Source organism: Providencia sp. PROV080 (genome assembly GCF_033688105.1).
Lineage (GTDB): Bacteria > Pseudomonadota > Gammaproteobacteria > Enterobacterales > Enterobacteriaceae > Providencia > Providencia zhejiangensis.
In genome coordinates this window covers 2,623,724-2,642,667 of sequence record NZ_CP096346.1, presented here as the reverse complement: position 1 = coordinate 2,642,667, position 18,944 = coordinate 2,623,724, and the positions used below count along the sequence as shown (strand labels likewise).

19 protein-coding genes and 1 CRISPR repeat array (1 of these 20 cut by a window edge) are annotated in these 18,944 nt (G+C 41.9%); of the genes, 2 read left to right on the top strand and 17 right to left on the bottom strand.

Annotated elements, in window-relative coordinates:
- Window positions 1-360: a CRISPR direct-repeat array (repeat unit 28 nt; unit sequence GTTCACTGCCGTATAGGCAGCTTAGAAA); it reaches 28 nt to the left of the window's first position.
- A 778-nt stretch (window positions 361-1,138) separates the two neighbouring features.
- Together M1F03_RS11695 and M1F03_RS11690 are read left to right on the top strand one after the other, a co-directional pair.
- The gene (locus M1F03_RS11695) at window positions 1,139-1,921 is read left to right on the top strand and encodes an elongation factor Tu (RefSeq protein WP_154622575.1); all 783 of its coding nucleotides are present in this window, start codon (window positions 1,139-1,141) and stop codon (window positions 1,919-1,921) included.
- 318 nt (window positions 1,922-2,239) lie between these two features.
- Window positions 2,240-2,713 carry an anti-virulence regulator CigR family protein gene (locus M1F03_RS11690; protein ID WP_251464374.1) on the top strand — a complete coding sequence of 158 codons (474 nt, stop codon included), beginning with the start codon at window positions 2,240-2,242 and terminating at the stop codon, window positions 2,711-2,713.
- A 254-nt stretch (window positions 2,714-2,967) separates the two neighbouring features.
- Here the strand turns inward: M1F03_RS11690 and M1F03_RS11685 are convergent, their stop codons facing one another.
- The 17 genes from M1F03_RS11685 to M1F03_RS11605 form a co-directional block, all read right to left on the bottom strand.
- On the bottom strand, window positions 2,968-3,333 hold the full coding sequence (locus M1F03_RS11685; RefSeq protein ID WP_318839935.1) for a DUF305 domain-containing protein: 366 nt from the start codon (window positions 3,331-3,333) through the stop codon (window positions 2,968-2,970).
- Window positions 3,334-3,658: 325 nt separating this feature from the next.
- Entirely contained in the window at window positions 3,659-4,090 is a 432-nt protein-coding gene (locus tag M1F03_RS11680) for a hypothetical protein (RefSeq protein WP_154621785.1), read from the bottom strand.
- A 749-nt stretch (window positions 4,091-4,839) separates the two neighbouring features.
- Window positions 4,840-6,483 carry a thiamine pyrophosphate-binding protein gene (locus M1F03_RS11675; protein ID WP_196713000.1) on the bottom strand — a complete coding sequence of 548 codons (1,644 nt, stop codon included), beginning with the start codon at window positions 6,481-6,483 and terminating at the stop codon, window positions 4,840-4,842.
- Between the two features lie 68 nt (window positions 6,484-6,551).
- On the bottom strand, window positions 6,552-8,021 hold the full coding sequence (locus M1F03_RS11670) for an aldehyde dehydrogenase (protein ID WP_251464370.1): 1,470 nt from the start codon (window positions 8,019-8,021) through the stop codon (window positions 6,552-6,554).
- Window positions 8,022-8,034: 13 nt separating this feature from the next.
- Window positions 8,035-8,829, bottom strand: coding sequence for an aspartate dehydrogenase (locus M1F03_RS11665; RefSeq protein ID WP_154621918.1), 795 nt, complete (start codon window positions 8,827-8,829; stop codon window positions 8,035-8,037).
- A 10-nt stretch (window positions 8,830-8,839) separates the two neighbouring features.
- Complete coding sequence (locus tag M1F03_RS11660; protein WP_247047561.1) at window positions 8,840-9,634, bottom strand: SDR family oxidoreductase; 795 nt, start codon at window positions 9,632-9,634, stop codon at window positions 8,840-8,842.
- A 22-nt stretch (window positions 9,635-9,656) separates the two neighbouring features.
- Window positions 9,657-10,487, bottom strand: a complete 831-nt coding sequence (locus M1F03_RS11655) for an alpha/beta fold hydrolase (RefSeq protein WP_154621917.1) — start codon at window positions 10,485-10,487, stop codon at window positions 9,657-9,659.
- A 15-nt stretch (window positions 10,488-10,502) separates the two neighbouring features.
- Window positions 10,503-11,018 carry a cupin domain-containing protein gene (locus M1F03_RS11650; protein WP_154621913.1) on the bottom strand — a complete coding sequence of 172 codons (516 nt, stop codon included), beginning with the start codon at window positions 11,016-11,018 and terminating at the stop codon, window positions 10,503-10,505.
- 30 nt (window positions 11,019-11,048) lie between these two features.
- Complete coding sequence (locus M1F03_RS11645) at window positions 11,049-12,323, bottom strand: MFS transporter (RefSeq protein ID WP_154621912.1); 1,275 nt, start codon at window positions 12,321-12,323, stop codon at window positions 11,049-11,051.
- Between the two features lie 22 nt (window positions 12,324-12,345).
- The gene (locus tag M1F03_RS11640) at window positions 12,346-13,560 is read right to left on the bottom strand and encodes an NAD(P)/FAD-dependent oxidoreductase (protein ID WP_251464368.1); all 1,215 of its coding nucleotides are present in this window, start codon (window positions 13,558-13,560) and stop codon (window positions 12,346-12,348) included.
- 4 nt (window positions 13,561-13,564) lie between these two features.
- On the bottom strand, window positions 13,565-14,491 hold the full coding sequence (locus tag M1F03_RS11635; protein ID WP_251464366.1) for a VOC family protein: 927 nt from the start codon (window positions 14,489-14,491) through the stop codon (window positions 13,565-13,567).
- Window positions 14,492-14,600: 109 nt separating this feature from the next.
- Complete coding sequence (locus tag M1F03_RS11630; protein ID WP_154621909.1) at window positions 14,601-15,377, bottom strand: IclR family transcriptional regulator; 777 nt, start codon at window positions 15,375-15,377, stop codon at window positions 14,601-14,603.
- A gap of 32 nt (window positions 15,378-15,409) precedes the next feature.
- Window positions 15,410-16,165 (bottom strand): SDR family oxidoreductase, encoded by a 756-nt coding sequence (locus M1F03_RS11625; RefSeq protein WP_154621908.1) that lies wholly within the window; start codon window positions 16,163-16,165, stop codon window positions 15,410-15,412.
- Entirely contained in the window at window positions 16,158-17,195 is a 1,038-nt protein-coding gene (locus M1F03_RS11620) for an aromatic ring-hydroxylating oxygenase subunit alpha (protein WP_154621907.1), read from the bottom strand. The genes M1F03_RS11625 and M1F03_RS11620 overlap by 8 nt, the downstream gene beginning before the upstream one ends.
- A 63-nt stretch (window positions 17,196-17,258) precedes the next feature.
- Window positions 17,259-17,567 (bottom strand): recombinase-like helix-turn-helix domain-containing protein, encoded by a 309-nt coding sequence (locus M1F03_RS11615; protein WP_251464364.1) that lies wholly within the window; start codon window positions 17,565-17,567, stop codon window positions 17,259-17,261.
- 2 nt (window positions 17,568-17,569) lie between these two features.
- Entirely contained in the window at window positions 17,570-17,884 is a 315-nt protein-coding gene (locus M1F03_RS11610) for a Rieske (2Fe-2S) protein (protein ID WP_154621905.1), read from the bottom strand.
- A 456-nt stretch (window positions 17,885-18,340) separates the two neighbouring features.
- Window positions 18,341-18,766: a universal stress protein gene (locus tag M1F03_RS11605; RefSeq protein ID WP_154621904.1), complete on the bottom strand. Its 426-nt coding sequence runs from the start codon at window positions 18,764-18,766 to the stop codon at window positions 18,341-18,343.
- Window positions 18,767-18,944: the final 178 nt, after the last annotated feature.

Here is an 18,944-nt window from a genome sequence, read left to right as displayed (position 1 = left end):
CCTATAATTAAGATCCAGTTAGCCTGCCGGTTGTTCACTGCCGTATAGGCAGCTTAGAAAGTCACAGAATCGCAAGCTCCGGGATTCAGAGCGTTCACTGCCGTATAGGCAGCTTAGAAATCAACAAGAGGTGCGATTAAGACCCATTATGTGTTCACTGCCGTATAGGCAGCTTAGAAAATGACAAATTGGATATTAGGAGCGCAACCCCTGTTCACTGCCGTATAGGCAGCTTAGAAAACACAATATATAAGACCACTGACAATAATTAAGTTCACTGCCGTATAGGCAGCTTAGAAATGTAGAATATCGTTGGTCGTCACGTTTTATATGTTCACTGCCGTGTAGGCAGCTTAGAAATGGCTTTTTATGAGCCAATGGTAACCAAAACGATCCACTGCCGTATAGGTAGCTTGTTGGTGTTTTAAATAAGTGAAATATACCATCATCATAAAAATGGGAACTTATAGTCGCTAGTGTTGTTTGTGAGATATCATCCCATTAATAGTTAAAGCTGAAGATAATATATAAAAAGAATCTATCAATAGAGCGGTAAATAATACTGCACATCAAATACGTAACCTAATAAATAGAATGATATTATTTGATAATAGTCAAATTTACGTTTTAGTTGTTATGATTTAGATAATGTTTAGCGTATTTGTAAATATTCGCTAAATAACATTGCTATTGATATAAATAGTAAAAAATAGCCCCAAGATATATTGGGGCGAAGCTTAAAATCAGCATTACAGGGAAAATCCAGTAATCAATGCATTCTCTCGTAGGGGGAGAATGTGATAAGTATAGTACAGTAGTTTTAATTAATTGCATAACAAGAATATGTTACCAAATACTGAATGGAATGTACTGTTTTGAACTGTTTTAGTGAATGAAATACAATGTTATTGATAAGGTAATATAAATAAAAAAGATAATTTAATTTACACTTTTAAAGTGTTTGGTATATTAAGAGCAATATATGATCAGAGGAGACGAAATCCTTGATGAAATAAACGGTTATCACGATTTACTCTTTCGTTTATATTGTTAGTATATAGTGGTGGGGGCAGTTTCTGTAGCAGAGCATGATATCAAAGAAACTGTAGAGATTATCTCGTCATAGGTGTTGGTTTCCATGAAGGCGTTCGTTGTATTCTTAGGAGGATTGTTATTTTCATCCTTAGCATTTTCATCTGTCAATTCTGTTATGCTTCTTGGGGATGATTACCGCTACAATTTAGTTAACGCGTTCCCGAACAAAAAATTTGTGGCACCTAAAGTTAGTAATTCGCTAATTCAAGATGTTAAACAGGCATTTAGCCAAGAAAGTATCATCCTAGTTGTTAATATGGCTGATGGACCTACTCAAAAACTTAGAGAATCAATTTTAGTTGCAAGGCAATCAGGTCATAACTCTGTCCAAATCTACTTTCACGGTAAACATCTACCAAAAGAAATGCTGGATGACGAAGATTTTCAGCAACTTATGTCATTAGCTATTGAGGAAGTGAACGAATTATTAAACTTATATGATATGCAAGTAACCGCAGTTTATCATGATTGGTTAGATGATTCGTTTGAAAAATTTCTATCCCAGAAAAATACGGTGGAGAGAGTTCTACCAGAAAAAGCGATATTAATGAATCAAATCTATAGCCACGCCTATATCTTCAGTAAAGAAGAAGCGGCAAGTAATGACGCTATTATGGATGGAACAGTTATCGAATTTGCTTGTCAGGATGTCATAAGCAGTGGCACCGTGCGAGTGCAAGAGCCTATTCAGCGAGGTGAGACTTATTCAAACATTATACTACAATTAGAAAATCCAACACTTATTCCAATTTATGCACGTTGCTTAGGGACATTAAATAATAAATTAAGTATGGCTTTCATTACGATTTCTAAAAATGATATTTAAAGCGCGTTAGTCTTTGTTAAAGATATTATAACAAGATTAGTCTGATTTTATGTGACTAAATTAGGGTGTGTCAATTGTAGGGTAATAGGCTAACGTAATCAGCACAAAATGATATTGTTAGTCTTATTGATATATTCACTTTATAAATCTGTCTTAGTTAGCTGCCGATTTTAGAGTAAATGACTGCATTAATGTGCTATGTCAGGGTTATGGATGATAATATTCTTTAATTAGGGCTTTATTCTAGTAATATTACCTATAGAGGCAAGGTCTATTGAGGTGTATTTTGGATGCTACAGCGTCAATGAGGGTATCATCATGAATAAAATGACTAAATTGTCAGGCCTATTGATTTTAGCGACAAGCTTATCATTAGCGCCGTACGTCTCTTACGCGGATCCAAATGGTGGCCAAGGTCATGGACAAAATAAAGAGCACCCTAAAAATAAAGGAAATAAGAGTAATCAGGGGAACGGTAAAGATAAAAGGCATGATGCTTCTTCAGATAAAAATAATACCTTATCAGTGGCGTTGACATACAATGAAGCGAGAGCATTGGCTTTAGATAGTGGTATTACAGGTTATAATGCCTTACCGCCGGGTATCGCCAAAAATTTCGCAAGAGGTAAACCATTGCCTCCGGGAATTGCTAAGAAAGCCGTTCCTCAATCCATGCTACTTCAATTGCCACATTATCCAGGATATGAATGGAATATTGTAGGTAATGACTTAGTATTAATAGCGTTGAGTACAGCAATCGTGACTACAATTATTAATGATGTTTTTGATTAATTAACTTTAAATAGTGGGTTAGCGATTCAATAATTATTTTATAGCCCCCGTTTAATTTAGATAAATTAAATGGGGGCTTTATTGTTTGCAATATGCCTTAGGCATACATCTTGGTGACTCAGTGATTAAACACGCAGAAATCTAATTAAAGCGAGAGATAAATAGCCACTATTGGTTTTTTAGATAAACACTCTTAAATGGATACTACGATTAATACTCGCTTATTGGACTCTTAGTGATAAAGATAATGTCTATTACTTTTTATCTTTATTTTTTTCTAACCACTTTTGCATTTGCTCTATTTCTGGGCCTTGGGCATTAATGATTTGTTCTGCGAGTTTTTTCATTTCAGGATCTGTACCATATTTTAGTTCAATTTTAGCCATCTCTATTGCCCCTAAATGGTGAGCGATCATGCCTTGAGCAAAGGCGACATCTGCATTTTGTTCATTCATGCTTTTGGCCATATCTGAATGCATTTTATTCATAGATTGGTTTAACTCCTTCTGCATTTCATTTGTTGTTGAAGAAGACATATGCATTGAATGACCTGAGTTAGCGAAAGCACTCAATGAAACGCTAGCGGCAATAAGTGTGGCGATAGGAAGTATTTTTTTCATGGTAATGTCCTTATGAAATGATAGATTAAACGGAAGTAACCATAAAGCTTCCCCTAAGGTTAAGGTCAATTGGCCCTATAACAAATTTAACTTATTTTACATATGAATTGATTGTGAATTTTTAATTCGATATAGGGTGGTGAAGATAGCGGATTGTTTAATGTGGGTCTTGCTGAGAAGAGCGATACAATGGCATTGATAATGCAGGGCTTATTGCGGTACAAACAAGCCAATCAGCGGGTGCTCCCCCTGTTGGCTTTAATCATCTGGCGCTATTTGAGGTTGAATTTAGATCGCTGATACTAATAGTAAAGGGCTAGAGTCATCAATCTGTCACTGTAGATATTTTTTCACTGATATAATTAATCGTTGAAACACCTTTTTCACACGCTGTTTCTTTGAGTGCAGAAGGGGCTTTTTCTGCTGATTTTTTTAAATTATTTAATTGTTTAATATAGGTCTCAGCACCAGCAATTGTTGGGTTTGCTGTTAAATATTCAGTTATTGAGTCTATATTTTGGTAGAAATAGGCACACTGACTTTGGCCAGGTTGAATTGTATCGATGCGCTTTAACCCCTCAGGAATTAATTTGGCTGTATTATCTTTAATTAATTCAGCATATTGACCATTTTTTATTTGTGCAACCGTTGTATCAATTTTGCCTTTTAAGTTAAAAAATAGTGTTGCCATCACGATAATAGCGATAAGTAAAACGAGATTGATGAAGAGGCTAATGGGTAGTAAATATTTTTTCATTATATTCCCTTAAAAATTATTACTATAGCAGAGGTGTTTGTTTTCCTATTACTCATAATATAACATCTACCTTTAATGACAGTGAAATAAAATAGGTAAATATTTGTAACCTTATATCTTAATTATGCGAGTAAACCGAAGGCTTTTTATGGTCGAGAAACGGCTAGGAAAGAGATAACTTTTTACGATAAAAGAAGATACTCAACTAGGTAATATCTGTCGCTCAACTTTATTGAGAACCGCTACGGGGTTGCATGAAGTGTAAAAATTTCATGTTAATTTTTCAGCATGTAGGGCGACATTGACCGTATTTTCTGTACCTTCAAAGCGCTGTGGTTGATGCGTTATGTTATCCATCAAGCGATGTGACATGTTTTCGCGGTTATATTCCTTTTAGATCTTTATTTAGAATATTGTAATCTGACAAACAAAAATAACTTTAAAATAAAGGTTATTTATTTGGTGTTACTTTGGGCAGTATAAATGATGATTATTTTAAACGATTTTTCATCTTTCAGTATTGAAATCGTTTAAAGTGAATCTAAACAACCCATTTTTACTCTTATAATATCTTGATTAATTTCAGTTTTAACATATACCAGCTATTTTAAACGAACCACATTAGGCTGTGTAACATACAGAAAAGCTAAAAATCCATCAATTAAGTAAAATAGAGTGAGGCGATAAGACTCACTCTATGGTGTGATCATCAGAAATCGTTGTAGATGAATAACGTTAATAATAAATGATTAAAATAATTTTTTCTGAGGAGGCCCAGAGAAATTCATTTTACCAATATTTTCCATTAAAACCTCGATAACAACAGGTTGTTTTAAGTCGACGGCAAGCTGTAAAGTTGACTTAAAATCGTCTGCTTTATCAATAGTTAATGCTTTAATTCCCATTGATTCGGCTAATCGAGTGAATGAAGGTGTCAGTAGGTCATTATAATATTGGCGGTCAGCAAAATATTTTTCTTGGATCCCGCGCATAACACCGTATCCATGATCGTTCATGATAATTAAGACAATGGGTAATTGTTCTTGGGCCATGGTGGCGAGTTCACCGACACCTAACATCAAACCACCATCACCGACTAAACCAATAACTGGAATTTGTGGGTTGGCTTTGGCACTGCCAATCGCCATGGCTAAACCAAGGCCTATAGCTCCAGCTAACGAATGTATATTATGCCGTGGTTGAGTGGCCTTTAATAATCGGCTCCCCCATAAACTACCCGAAACTGTAATATCTCGAACAAAGATACCTTGAGTCGGTAAGGCGTGTTCGACGGCATCACTGAGTTGGCTGTAGGGGCCACACTGTTCTCTAAGTTGTTGTTCTGCTAAATGAGTCGCCTCTTGTACTTGTTGTCGCCATTGCGGTGAAATCACACTATTCGCTTTTTCAAGTCTTTCAGCCAATGCACTTAGAATGCTGTGGCAATCCGCGGTAACGACAAGGTCTGCACTATAGTTGCGATTGGCCGCTTGAGGATCAATATCAATTTGAATTAAAGGTTGCGGTAATGGCAATGACCAGGTTTTGGTTTCATTGCTGCGTAATCGTGAACCTGCAACGAGTGTGATATCACAAGTGCGCATTAATTTATCAATTGAATCCGCATTATGGAAAGCCCGTAAACTGAATGGATGGTCATCAGATAAAATGCCTCGACCATGGGTACTACTTATCACGGCGACGCCTAAATCGGCTAGTTTTTTAACCGCTGCTGAAGCATGGAGAGCGCCGCCTCCAATCCATAATAAAGGGCGTTGTGCATGTTGTAATCTTTGCCAAATCGCATCAACTTGATCTGTGGTTGCGGCGGGTAGCGGTTGAGTGGTCAGGGGAGTACTGAGTATTGATAAGGGAACGGGGGTATTTTGAATATCAATAGGAATTTCGATAGAAACAGGTCCGCAAGGGATGGTTTGAGCCACTTGAATCGCTTTATGCAAAATTGCGACTGCTTGGGCAGCGCTGTGAACACGAAAAGCCTGTTTAGAACTGGCTCTTAAAAAACCGAGTTGATCACGTGTTTCATGAATAAAGCCAGCATCCATGTCGAGATAGGCTTTTTCAACTTGCCCAGTTATGTGAATGAGTGGTGAGCACGCGTTCATTGCTTCAATCATAGAGCCTACAGCATTCCCCGCACCCGCACCTGTGCTGGTTAAGGCAACGCCTAATCCTGTAAAGCGGCTATGTGCATCAGCCATGGTAACGGCTCCCGCTTCCCCACGACTAGGTGTGAAATCAATAAGGCCTCGTCGACCAATGGCATCGGCAATGGGGAGATTGTGGATTGAGATAACGCCATAAACAGTGCTAACTTGATATTGTTCTAATGTTCTGGCGATCGCCTCGCCAACCGTGATTGTCTCATGCATAGTGTTCTCCTTAAGAATTTGATAACCAATTAACAGCGACGTGTGTAGGGCTGCATATCAATGGTCATTTATTCACACCAACGGTTTGGTTGTGGGTTTAGTGCCAGAAAAATACTTTTTTGTTGCATATAAGCTTTTAGGCTTTCTAAGCCTTTTTCTCTACCGAGTCCGCTCTCTTTGAACCCACCAAAAGGTGTTGAAATGGAGAAAACTTTGTAGGTGTTGATCCAAACTGTGCCAACATCTAATGCATCTGCGAGTTTAAATGCACGTGTATAGTCTTTAGTCCAAATACCTGCTGCGAGGCCATAAAGCGAGTCGTTGGCTTCTTCTATCAACTCCGCTTCATTATCAAAAGGGATCACGACTAATACAGGACCAAATATTTCTTCTTGGCATACAGAAGCTTGATTATTTAGTCCTTCAATAATGGTCGGTAAGAAATAATTACCTTCTTGTAAGTGAGGATCTTGAGGTATTGTTCCGCCCAAGCGGATACTGCCGCCTTCTGTTATTGCTTGAGCGACATAGCGCATTACACTTTCTCGATGCGCTGGTGATATTAATGGGCCAACATGCACACGCTCTTGACGGGGGTCGCCAATAATTAATTGTTGTGTGAGTGCAGTTAACTTTTCTAAAAACGGTTGATAAATTGCACGTGAAACAAAGAGTCGAGAGCCTGCGATACATGCTTGACCCATCGAGCTAAAGATGCCGTAGCAAACACCATGTGCAGCAAGATCGAGATCCGCATCTTCTAAGACGATGGTAGGTGATTTGCCTCCAAGCTCTAATGAGGTGGTGATCAATTTGTCAGCAGCGATATGAGCGAGTTGTCTGCCGGTATTGGTACCACCAGTAAAGGATATCTTTCTGACTAATGGATGACGAACAAGGGCATCACCCACAACAGAGCCTTTACCGGGCAACACGCTGAGTAGCCCTGAGGGCAATCCGGCTTCTTCAAATAATTCGGCTAGTTTTAACGAAATTAATGGGGTTGCTTCCGCTGGTTTTAATATCACCGCATTTCCCGCCGCTATTGCTGGAGCAATTTTTTGCATATCACTGGCAATAGGGGAGTTCCATGGCGTTATCGCGGCGATAACGCCAAGAGGTTGGTAGGTACTTAATGTCATCATATCAGGTTGGCGGCGAGGGGGTAATTCGCCACCACTGACCTCACAAACGGCAGCAAAATAGCGCGCTGTTGCCGCTGCACTCATTACTAAGCCACGGGCTTCTGCCCAGGGTTTACCGTTATCGAGAGTTTGTAAACGTACTAATTCCTCAGCGCGTTCTTCAATGAGTGCACTGACTTTCAGCAGAATTGTGGCTCGCTGGTGGGCGGGCATATAGCGCCAATCGGGGTCACGCCATGCGTTATCCGCGGCGAGAACAGCCTCTTCAACATCGTCTAAACTGGCGCTGTTAAGTGTTGCAACAATATGTTGATCACCAGGGAAACGTGAATGCATTTCGTGACCACGGCCTAGTTGCCATTTTCCCCCGACAAAGATATCGATTTTTTTCATGGTCCTACTCCAGTCAGATAATGGCTTTTTGTTCTGCAATGCGACGACAAATTTCGACGGCGCTTAATGCTGATAACAAAGATGTTTTGGCATTTAAAGGCAGCGGATTGCCGTTTAGTTCGATACAAAAATGGCCGAAATCCCCCGAGACATCGATGCGATGACTATTTTGGGTGGTGATTGGATCAACCATTAACTCAACTTTAGTCTCATCCATGCCAATACCATAAAGAGCGACAGTTGCTGCGACATTGGCATTGGCAGGAAATTTCAACGCCGCTTCTCGTGCAGTTCCACTAAAAAACACCGTCGGTTCGGAAACCGCATCAAGGTCGATATAATTTTCAGCGGGGCCATTACGCCAACTGGCAGGGCTCTTTCTTGATTGGTAGGTCACTTGATTGATCGTGGCTTCTTTTGCGCAGCGTAGGCCATCCAATCCAGCAACCGCACCTGATAAGGGTATCAATGTGCCTTGATGCTGGTGAGCTTGATGACGGAGAGTGTCAGCGAATTGCGCATCAGCAAGAGCACCGGTTGAAATAATCGCGAGTGTCCACCCCTTTTCTAATATTTTGGCAGCATATTGTTTTACAGCTTGTTGACTTGCACACTCTAGAACCAAATCAGGTTGTTGTATGGCCTGAGTCGGCGAGCTGAGTGGCGTCACACGGTTTTGAAAGCGTTGTTGGATATCAGGATGATGATGTTCTCTTGCCACTATCCAACGCAATTCAATGCCTTTGGGTAAGCGACTAATTACTTCATTGGCCATTGCACCATATCCGATCAGCATTAATGTTTTCATCATAATTCCTTTAAATGTGATGGCAGAAACCACCTGAAACATCCAATGCCGCACCTGAGGTAAAAGAAGCCATTGGTGAAGCTAAAAAGACGAGAGCTCTAGCTGGCTCTTCAGGTTTACCAAGGCGTTGCATTGGAATACCGCGTTTTTGGGCAATCTCGCCAATCCAACTTTCCCAATTAAGACTTTTATCACTGCGCTGTTCAAAACGGCGCCGCCACTGCTCTGATTCAACCATGCCGAGCAAAATAGAATTCACACGGATGCCTTTTGGTAAGAGGGTTTTTGATAGGTTTAGAGTGAGGTTGAGTAATGCTGCACGTGCAGCAGAGGTTGCTACCATGTGAGGTTCTGGTTGTAAGGCTAACAGTGAATTGACACAAGTAATGGAGGCAATCTCAGATTGCTCCAATAATGTCATAAATGCATTAACGGGGTTAATGACACCAAATAATTTTAGTTGGGCCTCGTGTAACCATGCCTCTTCGGGCGTGTCGGCATAGTGAGCGACATACCCTTGTCCCGCATTATTGATCAGTAAATCAGCTTGGCCAAAGTGCGATTGTACTTGTTGTGCAAAGGCTTCTGTTTGTGTTTTATCCATAACATCACAGCAGACAGCAAGAAGCTCCGCTTGTGGATAATCAGCTTGTAACATCGTGAGTGTTTGCATCAATTTGTCTTGATTACGCCCACAGAAAGCCACTTTACATCCCTCTTCGAGCAATAATTGAACGGTTGATAATCCAATCCCTGAACTGCCACCGGTGACGACGGCAACACGATTTTTTAGCTGTAAATTCATAGCGCTTTCCTTAATTAAACTTCTACAACGGCAGAGTCGCCAAAAATTGTTTCAGGTAATGATTAAATGGCTGAGATGCATCGAGATAGCTTGCATGTCCAGCCTGTTCGATATAGACGAGTGAACAACCTTGTTGTTGAGCGATCGCTTGGACTTTTTGAGGCGGCGTAATGGTATCATCAAGGCCTACTAGCATCTGGAGCGGACCAGAATAATGGCTGAGATAACGATTAATATCATCGTATGCCAGCATCCAAGCCGCCGCTAAGAATCCTTTAGGATTGAGTTTACGCATCGTCTGCCTAACCCAATCTATTTGTTGCTCACTGGCTGTTGGGCTTAACAAGGCGGCTGCACGTTGTTGCGCATAATTTTCAATACCGGAATTGAAGACGATAGTCTGTCTTTGTTCATAAACTTGTTTTTGTTCCGTTTTGTCTTTAGTTCCATAACCTTGCGCTGGGTTAGCTAATAGTAATCCTTTAATACGCTGTGGGTATTTTGCCGCAAATGCACTGGCTATAATGGCACCAAGGGAATGACCAACGAGCACCACTTGCGAAATAGCTAAACCGTCAATCAAAGCCACTAATGCCTCTGCATAATCGTTAGCTGTTGGTGTGTCGGTCGTCAGGGCTAGACTATTGAGGTAACCCGGCGCCTCCCATGCGAGTAGTCGGTATTGTTGAGTCAGTGATGAATCCGCCAGTTGATAAATCCACGATGCAGATCCAGAGCTGATACCGTGAAGTAAAATGATAGTTTCTCCTTCACCTGCTTCACGCCAGTTAACATGATATTGACCAAAATCAGCGGACCGAATAGTTGGCAATTGTTCAATAGGCAGTTTCATCACTCAATTCTCCTGTTAACCACGTTTCACTTTTGATAATGGATGATCGTCTGGATAGGTTGGAATCGCAGGTTTTGGTGTACCAATCATGACGCACATTAATGCTTCTTCTTCACCATGGTTGAATAGGCCGCGATAAATACCTGCTGGAACTGAAATCAGGTCGCGCTCTTTAAGTATCGTTTCATATTCTTCATCACCATCCTTAATGAATAGGGTAATTGTTCCTTTTAGCATGAAGAAAACCTCTTCAACATCAGGGTGTAAGTGAAGAGGGCCCTCACATTTTGAGGGAAGAACCATTGTTGAAAAGGTAAAATTTTCAGCGGGAACGGTATTTACATCGTTAGCAACACCTGTCGCGCCTGTACCGATGTAGCGCATCTGTGCACGGCGATATTTGGGATCAAAATCAGCCTGAAATTTCAACGCGTTCCAATCATATTTACGACCTTCGAAGCGGGCGATGCGTGATTCAACCCAATCTGCCATCGAGGTGTCTTGTGGTTTTATTTGGGCTTGTTGTGACATAGTGATATCTCCGGATATTGAGTAGTAAAATCAGTATTTTTTGATGATAGGTAGCAACAAGACGCTACCGATTAAACCGATAATGACGATAAATAGTAGGCCGCTATCCATATCGTGGGTCAGTGTGATTAATACCCCCATCAATAACGGTGCTGCCGCGCCAGCAAGATTGCCGAGTCCATTAAATATGCCACCAGCGAGTGCGCTGACTTGTTTCTGTGTGGCTTTGGCGAGTAGTGCAAAAATATTGGGTGCTCCCGCCCCCCACATGAACATGCTAAAAGCCATCATTAAAATGATGCTGTAGGTCGTACTTAGGAATAACACGCCTGCCAATCCAGCGACGGCGCCTAGCAATGAGATAAAGCAAACCAGAGCGCGACGGTCATAACGATCTGAAAGCCATGCGCCTATTGCTTCACCAAACAACATGGCGATAAAGGGGAGAGAAGAAAGGATCCCTGCATGCTCTAAATTGATGGATTTACCCTTGATTAAATAACTGGGTAACCAACCATTCATTCCCCATAGATAAACGAGGAACGCAATATTAAATAAGCAGATAATCCAAAAATGGCTATTGCGTAAGAGGATGTTGCGTTGTGTTTTGGCTTCAGCAAGCTCGGTAATGGATACTTTTCCATCAACTTTTTTAGCGTGTTGATTGACTAAATTAGGGTGGCGAATACCAATAACGACAAGCCACCACACAGGCACCGTGAAAGCCGCCATAACAAAAAAGGTGCTTTGCCAGCCAAAACTGTGCAGTAAATAGATAGAAATAGGAAAACCGAGTGCGGCACCAATCGGTGTACCTAATAACCAAAGCATTGTCGCTCTTGCTTGCATTTTTTGTGGAAAGGTGCGACGAACAATGGCATAAGAAATCGCCAGTAAGGGGCCTTCAGCAATGCCCAGTAAGACACGTAAGACAACCATCGTTGTGTAGTGATGGGTAAAGCCCATAAAAATCATCAAAATACACCAACTGCTAATCATAAACAGTAGCATTTTTGTTGGATGAAATTTATCGCCAATACCACTGAGTAGCATGGATGAAATACCATAAGAAAACAGAAAAGCACTCATCAACAATCCAAGACGAGTTGGATCAAAATCAATCCCTAATGCTTTTTGGAATTGTTCATCAGAAAATAAAGCGGCGATGCTGATTTTGTCGAAAAAGGCTAGCAATACACAGGAAAATAGAGCGATTGGGATGAGCCAATTCACTTTTTCTGTGTGTTGGGTAGCTGTTTCACCGGTTTGTGTCACTGAGGGCACAGATATTGATTGATTTGCCATAGTATGTCTCCTGTCTGTACATTTACTTCAGTGACATGAGTGAAAATTGAGGATCAGCTAGCGCTAAAGGGGATAATTGACGGCTGTTTTGCATCCACCTTTTGCCTAATTTAATGGTGCGAGCATCGTTAAATGCGACCATTTGAACTAATTCATTGTCATTATTCAGTGAAAAATGCACTTCGGACGTTGGCGTTATTCGTTGAATATGTTGGGTTGCCTGTGAAGTAGGGACTCCTAAAATCTGGATATTATCTTGGTATTGGTCTGACCATAGCCACGCGAGCTCATTAAACCCTTCACTATGGTGGTTAAGCATGGCCTTTGCGGTGCTAATGGCTTGGTTCTGTGCATAAGCCCAAGATTGCAAACAAAGGGATAACGTGGGGTGACAAGCGACATCGCCAGCGGCATAAATATCAGGGTGTGAGGTTTGCCCCTGTCCGTTGACAACGATGCCATGGGTTAATTCAAGGCCTGCCTGAGCCGCTAATTCAAGATTTAATTCAACACCAATTCCCATGACGGCAAGGTCAAATGATTGGTTAGGCCGCTTTGCACAGCGAATACAGAGTTCGTCTGTATTTTCATCAAGTAAAATTTCACCGCAATCGGTAATAACATTCACGCCAGCTTGTTGGTGGCGTAGGGCTAATGCGTTTGATACGCTGCTGGGCACACTTCGCTGACATAAACGCTCTTGGCGTTCAAAAATAGTGACATCGATCCCCATTAGGCGTGCGGAGGCAGCGACTTCTAAACCTATCCATCCACCACCAATAATGGCAATTTTTTTGGCTGATAATAGCGCGCGGCGTAATTTTTGCCCGTCATCCCAAGAGCGAAGGGCAAATACTCGTGGGTGGGACTGCCAAGCAGAGGAAAGGTAGCGAGGCCGCCCGCCTGTAGCAATCAATAGCTTATCAAATGTTAAGCCGCGTCCATCACTGAGTTGAACCTGTTTTTTCTCGCTATCAATACCAGTGGCCCGAATAGGGCGATACCACGTTAAATTTAACGCCTTGGTTTCTTCTTCACTGAATAGACGTGATAATGTGGTGTTTTCTTGAACAAGGGCTGCTTTTGATAACGGTGGTCGTTCATAGAAATCATGTGGTTCATCACTAATGACGGATAAACGCCCTTGATAACCTTGGTCCCGTAATGTTTTGGCTGCCCAGCCTCCGGCTTGTCCACCACCGATAATCACGATACCGCCTTCAATTAATGGTTTCATCGCTTCACCCCTGACCTTTTTTCACTTGTCGACGAGTTTCATGATCGATACCGCCTTCCACAGCCCATTCGGTAAAGGAAACGAGGGAATGTTCAAGTTCACGTGGTTGCCATTTTTCGGTTAAATAATCGTCATTGGTGTAGTACTCAAAAGCCCCGCCAGTTGGGCTATTGACATACCAGAAATAGGCTGACGAAATAGGGTGACGACCGGGACCGATAAAGGTGCTCCATTGTTGCCGATTCATTGCGAGACCGCCGCCAATAACCTCGTGGATATCGCGAACGGTGAAGGCTACGTGATTCAAGCCACGCCCACGATGAGGGAGTTTGAGTAAAAATAAATTGTGATGGCAGCCATTAACTTGCGTGCGTAAAAAAACGGCACGATCGATATAGCGATCAGAGACTTGAAAACCGAGCTTATCGCAATAAAACGCTTCTGTTGCTGCTAGGTCATCAACAAAAAAGACGACATGACCAATATTAATAGGGGTGGCTTTGTCGTAAACAGGGCTTGGTGCATCAATACGACGAATATCCCCCCATTGGTTGATGGGCGAAATATCAACGGAGACTTGTTGTTGTTGCGTGATACAAAAAGCGACAGTCATTCCATTCGGATCAAGGCATTGTGCGCCATCAGGCGTCAATTGGAAATTGGGGCTGTTTTCGATTTGTTGAATAATGTGTTCAAGTTCTGTACGAGTATTCACGCCCCAAGTGATTCGGCGTAAGGTCGAACCGGATTCAAATGGGGTGGGTAAGCGGGGATCATCAATGGCTGATAATGTCACGCTAGCACCGGACAGTGTTGTAAAATAAGAAGGGGTATTGGGTGATGCTTGCAGACCGAAATCCTGTAAAAATTGCTGGCAATCGGCAATGTTATCCACACCAAATTCTAATTTTTCAATACCAATGACTGACATAATTTGACCCTCTATGTATGCATTTGTTATTGCCCACCTTGATTTTGGGCAAGCAGAAACCCGAGGCTTATGGCAATAAACCTAATGTTTGATTTTTTTATGGGTAACGCTATATCGCTTTAGCGGATGTCATACCACCTATAAACTCAGTAAGTTTTTGCGCGGCGCTGCTCACTTCATTCTGTAGCCGTTGTCGTTCCTGTACAGGGATGGTATCCATAGGAACCATAATACTGATCACAGCTTCCACACCGTTATCACGATTAAAAACAGGATAAACAATCGAGGAGATGCCTCGGCGATAAAATGATTCTCCAATCACGTAGCCACGTAATCTATCCGCTTGGATCATTGCCCAAAACGCTTGTTTACTGCCTGCATCATCCGGTAATTCATCATCGGGGTAGAGAGCATCAAATTCCTCTCGGCTCAATCCACTGAGTAACATACGTCCAAGTGATGTTCGATGAGCTAATAAACGTGTTCCCACGCTGACATGGTTAATTTTTGACTCTGCGCCACTGACCCGAGCAATGTAAATAATGTCACGCCCATCACGTATGACTAAATGGCTGTTACATTGGCTACGGTCACGCAATTGTTCAATAATGGGTTGACCTAATTGTGTAAGATCCAGTGACGCGATATAGCCCAACCCTAAGCTAAGTACTTTGCGACCAAGTGAAAAAGCCCCAGTGCGTGGGTGTTGCTCAATAAAATCTAAATGTACTAACGTCTGTATCGCGCGATAAGCAGTGGCCTTTGGCATATCAACTAGGCGTAAAATCTCAGCGAAGGTTAGCTCGCGGTGCTGTTGTGCGAGGAGTAACAAAAGCTGCAATCCTTTTTCCAGACCCGGGATCAAATACTTGCATGTTGAACTCAAATCCTTAACCTCCCCGCATTAAAGCGGCGCCTTTAGTTAAATACAAAACCACCATTCACAGGGATGAGTTGCCCAGTGACGAAATTGGCCAGCGGTGACAGCAAATATAAAACCGTACCAGTGACGTCTTCAGGTTTTTGTTCACCTTGAAGAGCTCGTCCATTTTCGTATAGCTGGTGGCGCTCCACAGGAACATATTCGGTGGCTTCAACTTTGGTTAACCCAGGGGCGATAGCATTGACACAAATTCGTTGTTCACCCAGCTCTCTTGCCATAGAACGTGTCATGCTGATAATGGCTCCTTTGCTCGCAACATAAGCCATGAGTTTAGGGGCACCCCATAATGCCGTATCGGAGGCGATATTCACGATCTTGGCATTGTTACTCTGGCGCAAAAAAGGCAGCGCGGCTTTGGTCACGAGCCAAGTTCCTTTCACATTGACCGTCATAACACGATCCCATAACTCTAGGTCGTACTCTTCTAATGTCTTACCCCCTACGCCTGTTGCGAGGGCTGCGTTATTAATCAAGCCGTCTATCTTGCCTTGCTGACCAATAGTCTGGAATACATCCTCTATCGCTTTGGGATCGGCAATATCCAGAGTCAATCCATCGGCAGCCAAACCTTCTTGACGTAGCTGAGCAACGCTTTGTTGCAAACGATCACTGAGGATATCGCAAAGCACCACTTGCGCTCCTTGTTGAGCAATCGCTTTGGCAAAATCAAACCCTAGCCCTCTCGCTGCGCCGGTGATCACAATACGTTTGCCTGCCAACAAATCATGCATTTGACGTTTCCTCTTTGTAGATTTGGTCAAATTGTTTTTTGGCTTCACGTTGCATAATTCGACGAAGACGCGATAACCCGACATCATGTTGGTAGAGGAATTCACGCTGACGTGCATTAGGCGCCATATTTTCAAGAATAACTCTGTCTTGCTCTAAAACATCCCAGTGCAAACCCTCTAGGCGGTTGCGGTACATAAAACGCCAAAGATCTCGTTGCCAATCTTTAACTTTACGGATACGCCAGAAGAAGACTCGGGTATTGTCTCTATCTTCAGGCACGACCATACCGATAATCCAAAAATGGCCACCGGGCCCGAAGCGCTTTTGGTAAGGGATCGAGAGTCGAAGCCAATTAGCGCCGGTGCTCGCGAACTCTACCCAGTCAAAATTGACACCCATTTGGTCATTTTTGCGAAAGATAAAACCATTTTGGGTCGGTTCTAAGATCATTTCAGACTGTTTGTCACCGTCAGCCATGGAATGTGAAGAGGAGTGTAAATAAGTGCCATGCATTGGATCCATGACGTTTTCCAGTGCATATTGATAATTACAATGCCAAGTTGCAGTACATAAAAAGTGGCTATGGTTTTCACTATCAGCAAGCTCTTCAGGGAATGCGAGCTGCGGTGGTGTTTCATCGGCGATGGCGAAATAAAGAAAAATCGCGCCATGACACTCTTGAACTGGATAAGTTTTTAGGCATTTTTGGCCTTCTAATGGGCATTGATTAACAGCCGGCACATCTTTAACAACGCCATCACCTCCCACCTCAACACCGTGATACCAGCAAGCGATACGTTCACCAAGGTTCCATCCCATCGATAAACGAGCGCCGCGATGTGGGCAACGGTCTTCCAATGCGTGAATTTGACCTTGTTGGTCTCGCCATAAAACAATTTGCTCTTCTAAGCGAGTAATTCCGATCGGATTACTGGTGACTTCCCAGCTGGATAAAACAGGGTACCACTGGCCTCTAAGGCCAATGTCTAAATAATCTTGATAGTTCTGAGGTTGTGTATTAGTTGTCATAATTTGCTTCCTGTTATCAGCGGTATCATTCTTTATTATTATTTCTGCGCTAGCGGCAGTGAATTAATACCCATTTACTTGGAGAAATTCGCGGAAACTTGCCTCATTCCATGGTTGGCCTTGCCTATCAAACACGTGCTTTTGATTGAGTGCACTGATGATTTGTTCGAGAGCCTCAATACCGGAATCAAATAGGGTCTCTAATGCGGCAATGAGTGCGATTTCGTATTCATCGGGGAGCCGTGAACGAGTTTGCCAAATAATATTGGGTGCTGTACCAGGCGACTGGATTTGCCCTTTACCGCCTTCACGTGCAGGTATAATCTGATGATTAGCAGGTAAATAAGGGTTGAAATTCTGTATCGGTTCCATTTCTACTCCTCAATGAAGCTAATTTCGATTTGGTTGTTATTAACGCGAGTTTGATAAGTTTTTAAGTCACGTCCCCCAGGCTCGCGCAGACATTTTCCTGTTTTGATATCAAATACCGCTTCATGCAGTGGGCATTCAACTTTGCCATCTTCAACAAAACCTTGGCTCAGTAAAGCGTAAGCATGGGGGCAAACGTCCTCCATGGCGTAGTACTGGTTTTCCACTAAGAAAATACCAATCTCTGCATCATTGACTCTGGCGGAATAAGGAAATTCTTCTTGTACTTGTGAGACATTACATACGGCGACCCAACTCATATTACTTCCTCCACAGCAAGACAGTTTGTTTCATATATAAAACATTGTTTATTATTTAAAACCAGACTAATGGGCTGAGCGATAAACAGTCAATCTAATGTTGCGGATATGTAAAATATTTGTTTTAAAATGTGCGTTGTGTCGAGCTTATCGTTATTTCTGGTTTCATATAAGAAACCGTATCGGGAAATACAGCATAAGGGTCGCTTATACATTGAATTGTCGAGTATTCAGTTTAGGCTAGCGTGCCTACAGCAAGGAATAATGACTGTAAAAAGAGGTGGTTAAGAAAGGTTTAAACGATGAGGCGGTAGAACGATTCTGAATATTATTTTGGCGTATATCCCACGGGTAGGGAGGTGAAACTTGTCAGCAAAGACGGGTTGATAACACCATGTATTGTATTATTCGTTAACTGATAGGTATTAACACCCACCGATAAAGTGGGTGCAAATATTAACGTATAGTTAAAACAGAAATGTTAGAGTTTTGGATAATCATTGAGGCGGTAGAACCTAAGAAGTAGGTGGACATACCGGGCCGTTTTGAGCCGATAACAATCAAATCTGCTTGTATCTGATCTGCAATACGTAAAATTTCATCTCTCGGTGTGCCCATGACAACTTGAGCCGTATATTTTTCTTTTGATAATTTGAAATCTTTAATTATATCAATCAATTGATTGGTCACTTTATCTTGTTCACTATCCGCTTTTTCAGCAAAACCAAATCCCATAGAAGTATAAAAAGGAATGGTTGGAATGACGGCTAAAAAATGAACGTGAGCATTTTCTTCCTCAGAAAGGTATTGAATGTGAGGAAGGACAAGGTTCGCTAAATTTTTTTCTGTGATATCAATGGGGACTAAGATTTTTTTGTACATATTGTTCTCCGAACAATCATGAATAGTATGCTCAAAACTTATCTGATTAAAACAATCGCTGGAAACAACATTCACCCTAGCTTTTGCACGGTAAAAAACTCTCTCTTAATACAAGTATAAATATAGCGCTAACTAACAATTAGAGTACAACATGATAACGTTTGATACTTTGACGGAG

Excerpts from the sequence above, each read along its gene's own strand:
- M1F03_RS11695 (WP_154622575.1), top strand. The coding sequence starts at position 1,139 with ATGAAGGCGTTCGTTGTATTCTTAGGAGGATTGTTATTTTCATCCTTA.
- M1F03_RS11690 (WP_251464374.1), top strand. The coding sequence starts at position 2,240 with ATGAATAAAATGACTAAATTGTCAGGCCTATTGATTTTAGCGACAAGC.
- M1F03_RS11685 (WP_318839935.1), bottom strand. The coding sequence starts at position 3,333 with ATGAAAAAAATACTTCCTATCGCCACACTTATTGCCGCTAGCGTTTCA.
- M1F03_RS11680 (WP_154621785.1), bottom strand. The coding sequence starts at position 4,090 with ATGAAAAAATATTTACTACCCATTAGCCTCTTCATCAATCTCGTTTTA.
- M1F03_RS11675 (WP_196713000.1), bottom strand. The coding sequence starts at position 6,483 with ATGCATGAGACAATCACGGTTGGCGAGGCGATCGCCAGAACATTAGAA.
- M1F03_RS11670 (WP_251464370.1), bottom strand. The coding sequence starts at position 8,021 with ATGAAAAAAATCGATATCTTTGTCGGGGGAAAATGGCAACTAGGCCGT.
- M1F03_RS11665 (WP_154621918.1), bottom strand. The coding sequence starts at position 8,829 with ATGAAAACATTAATGCTGATCGGATATGGTGCAATGGCCAATGAAGTA.
- M1F03_RS11660 (WP_247047561.1), bottom strand. The coding sequence starts at position 9,634 with ATGAATTTACAGCTAAAAAATCGTGTTGCCGTCGTCACCGGTGGCAGT.
- M1F03_RS11655 (WP_154621917.1), bottom strand. The coding sequence starts at position 10,487 with ATGAAACTGCCTATTGAACAATTGCCAACTATTCGGTCCGCTGATTTT.
- M1F03_RS11650 (WP_154621913.1), bottom strand. The coding sequence starts at position 11,018 with ATGTCACAACAAGCCCAAATAAAACCACAAGACACCTCGATGGCAGAT.
- M1F03_RS11645 (WP_154621912.1), bottom strand. The coding sequence starts at position 12,323 with ATGGCAAATCAATCAATATCTGTGCCCTCAGTGACACAAACCGGTGAA.
- M1F03_RS11640 (WP_251464368.1), bottom strand. The coding sequence starts at position 13,560 with ATGAAACCATTAATTGAAGGCGGTATCGTGATTATCGGTGGTGGACAA.
- M1F03_RS11635 (WP_251464366.1), bottom strand. The coding sequence starts at position 14,491 with ATGTCAGTCATTGGTATTGAAAAATTAGAATTTGGTGTGGATAACATT.
- M1F03_RS11625 (WP_154621908.1), bottom strand. The coding sequence starts at position 16,165 with ATGCATGATTTGTTGGCAGGCAAACGTATTGTGATCACCGGCGCAGCG.
- M1F03_RS11620 (WP_154621907.1), bottom strand. The coding sequence starts at position 17,195 with ATGACAACTAATACACAACCTCAGAACTATCAAGATTATTTAGACATT.
- M1F03_RS11615 (WP_251464364.1), bottom strand. The coding sequence starts at position 17,567 with ATGGAACCGATACAGAATTTCAACCCTTATTTACCTGCTAATCATCAG.
- M1F03_RS11610 (WP_154621905.1), bottom strand. The coding sequence starts at position 17,884 with ATGAGTTGGGTCGCCGTATGTAATGTCTCACAAGTACAAGAAGAATTT.
- M1F03_RS11605 (WP_154621904.1), bottom strand. The coding sequence starts at position 18,766 with ATGTACAAAAAAATCTTAGTCCCCATTGATATCACAGAAAAAAATTTA.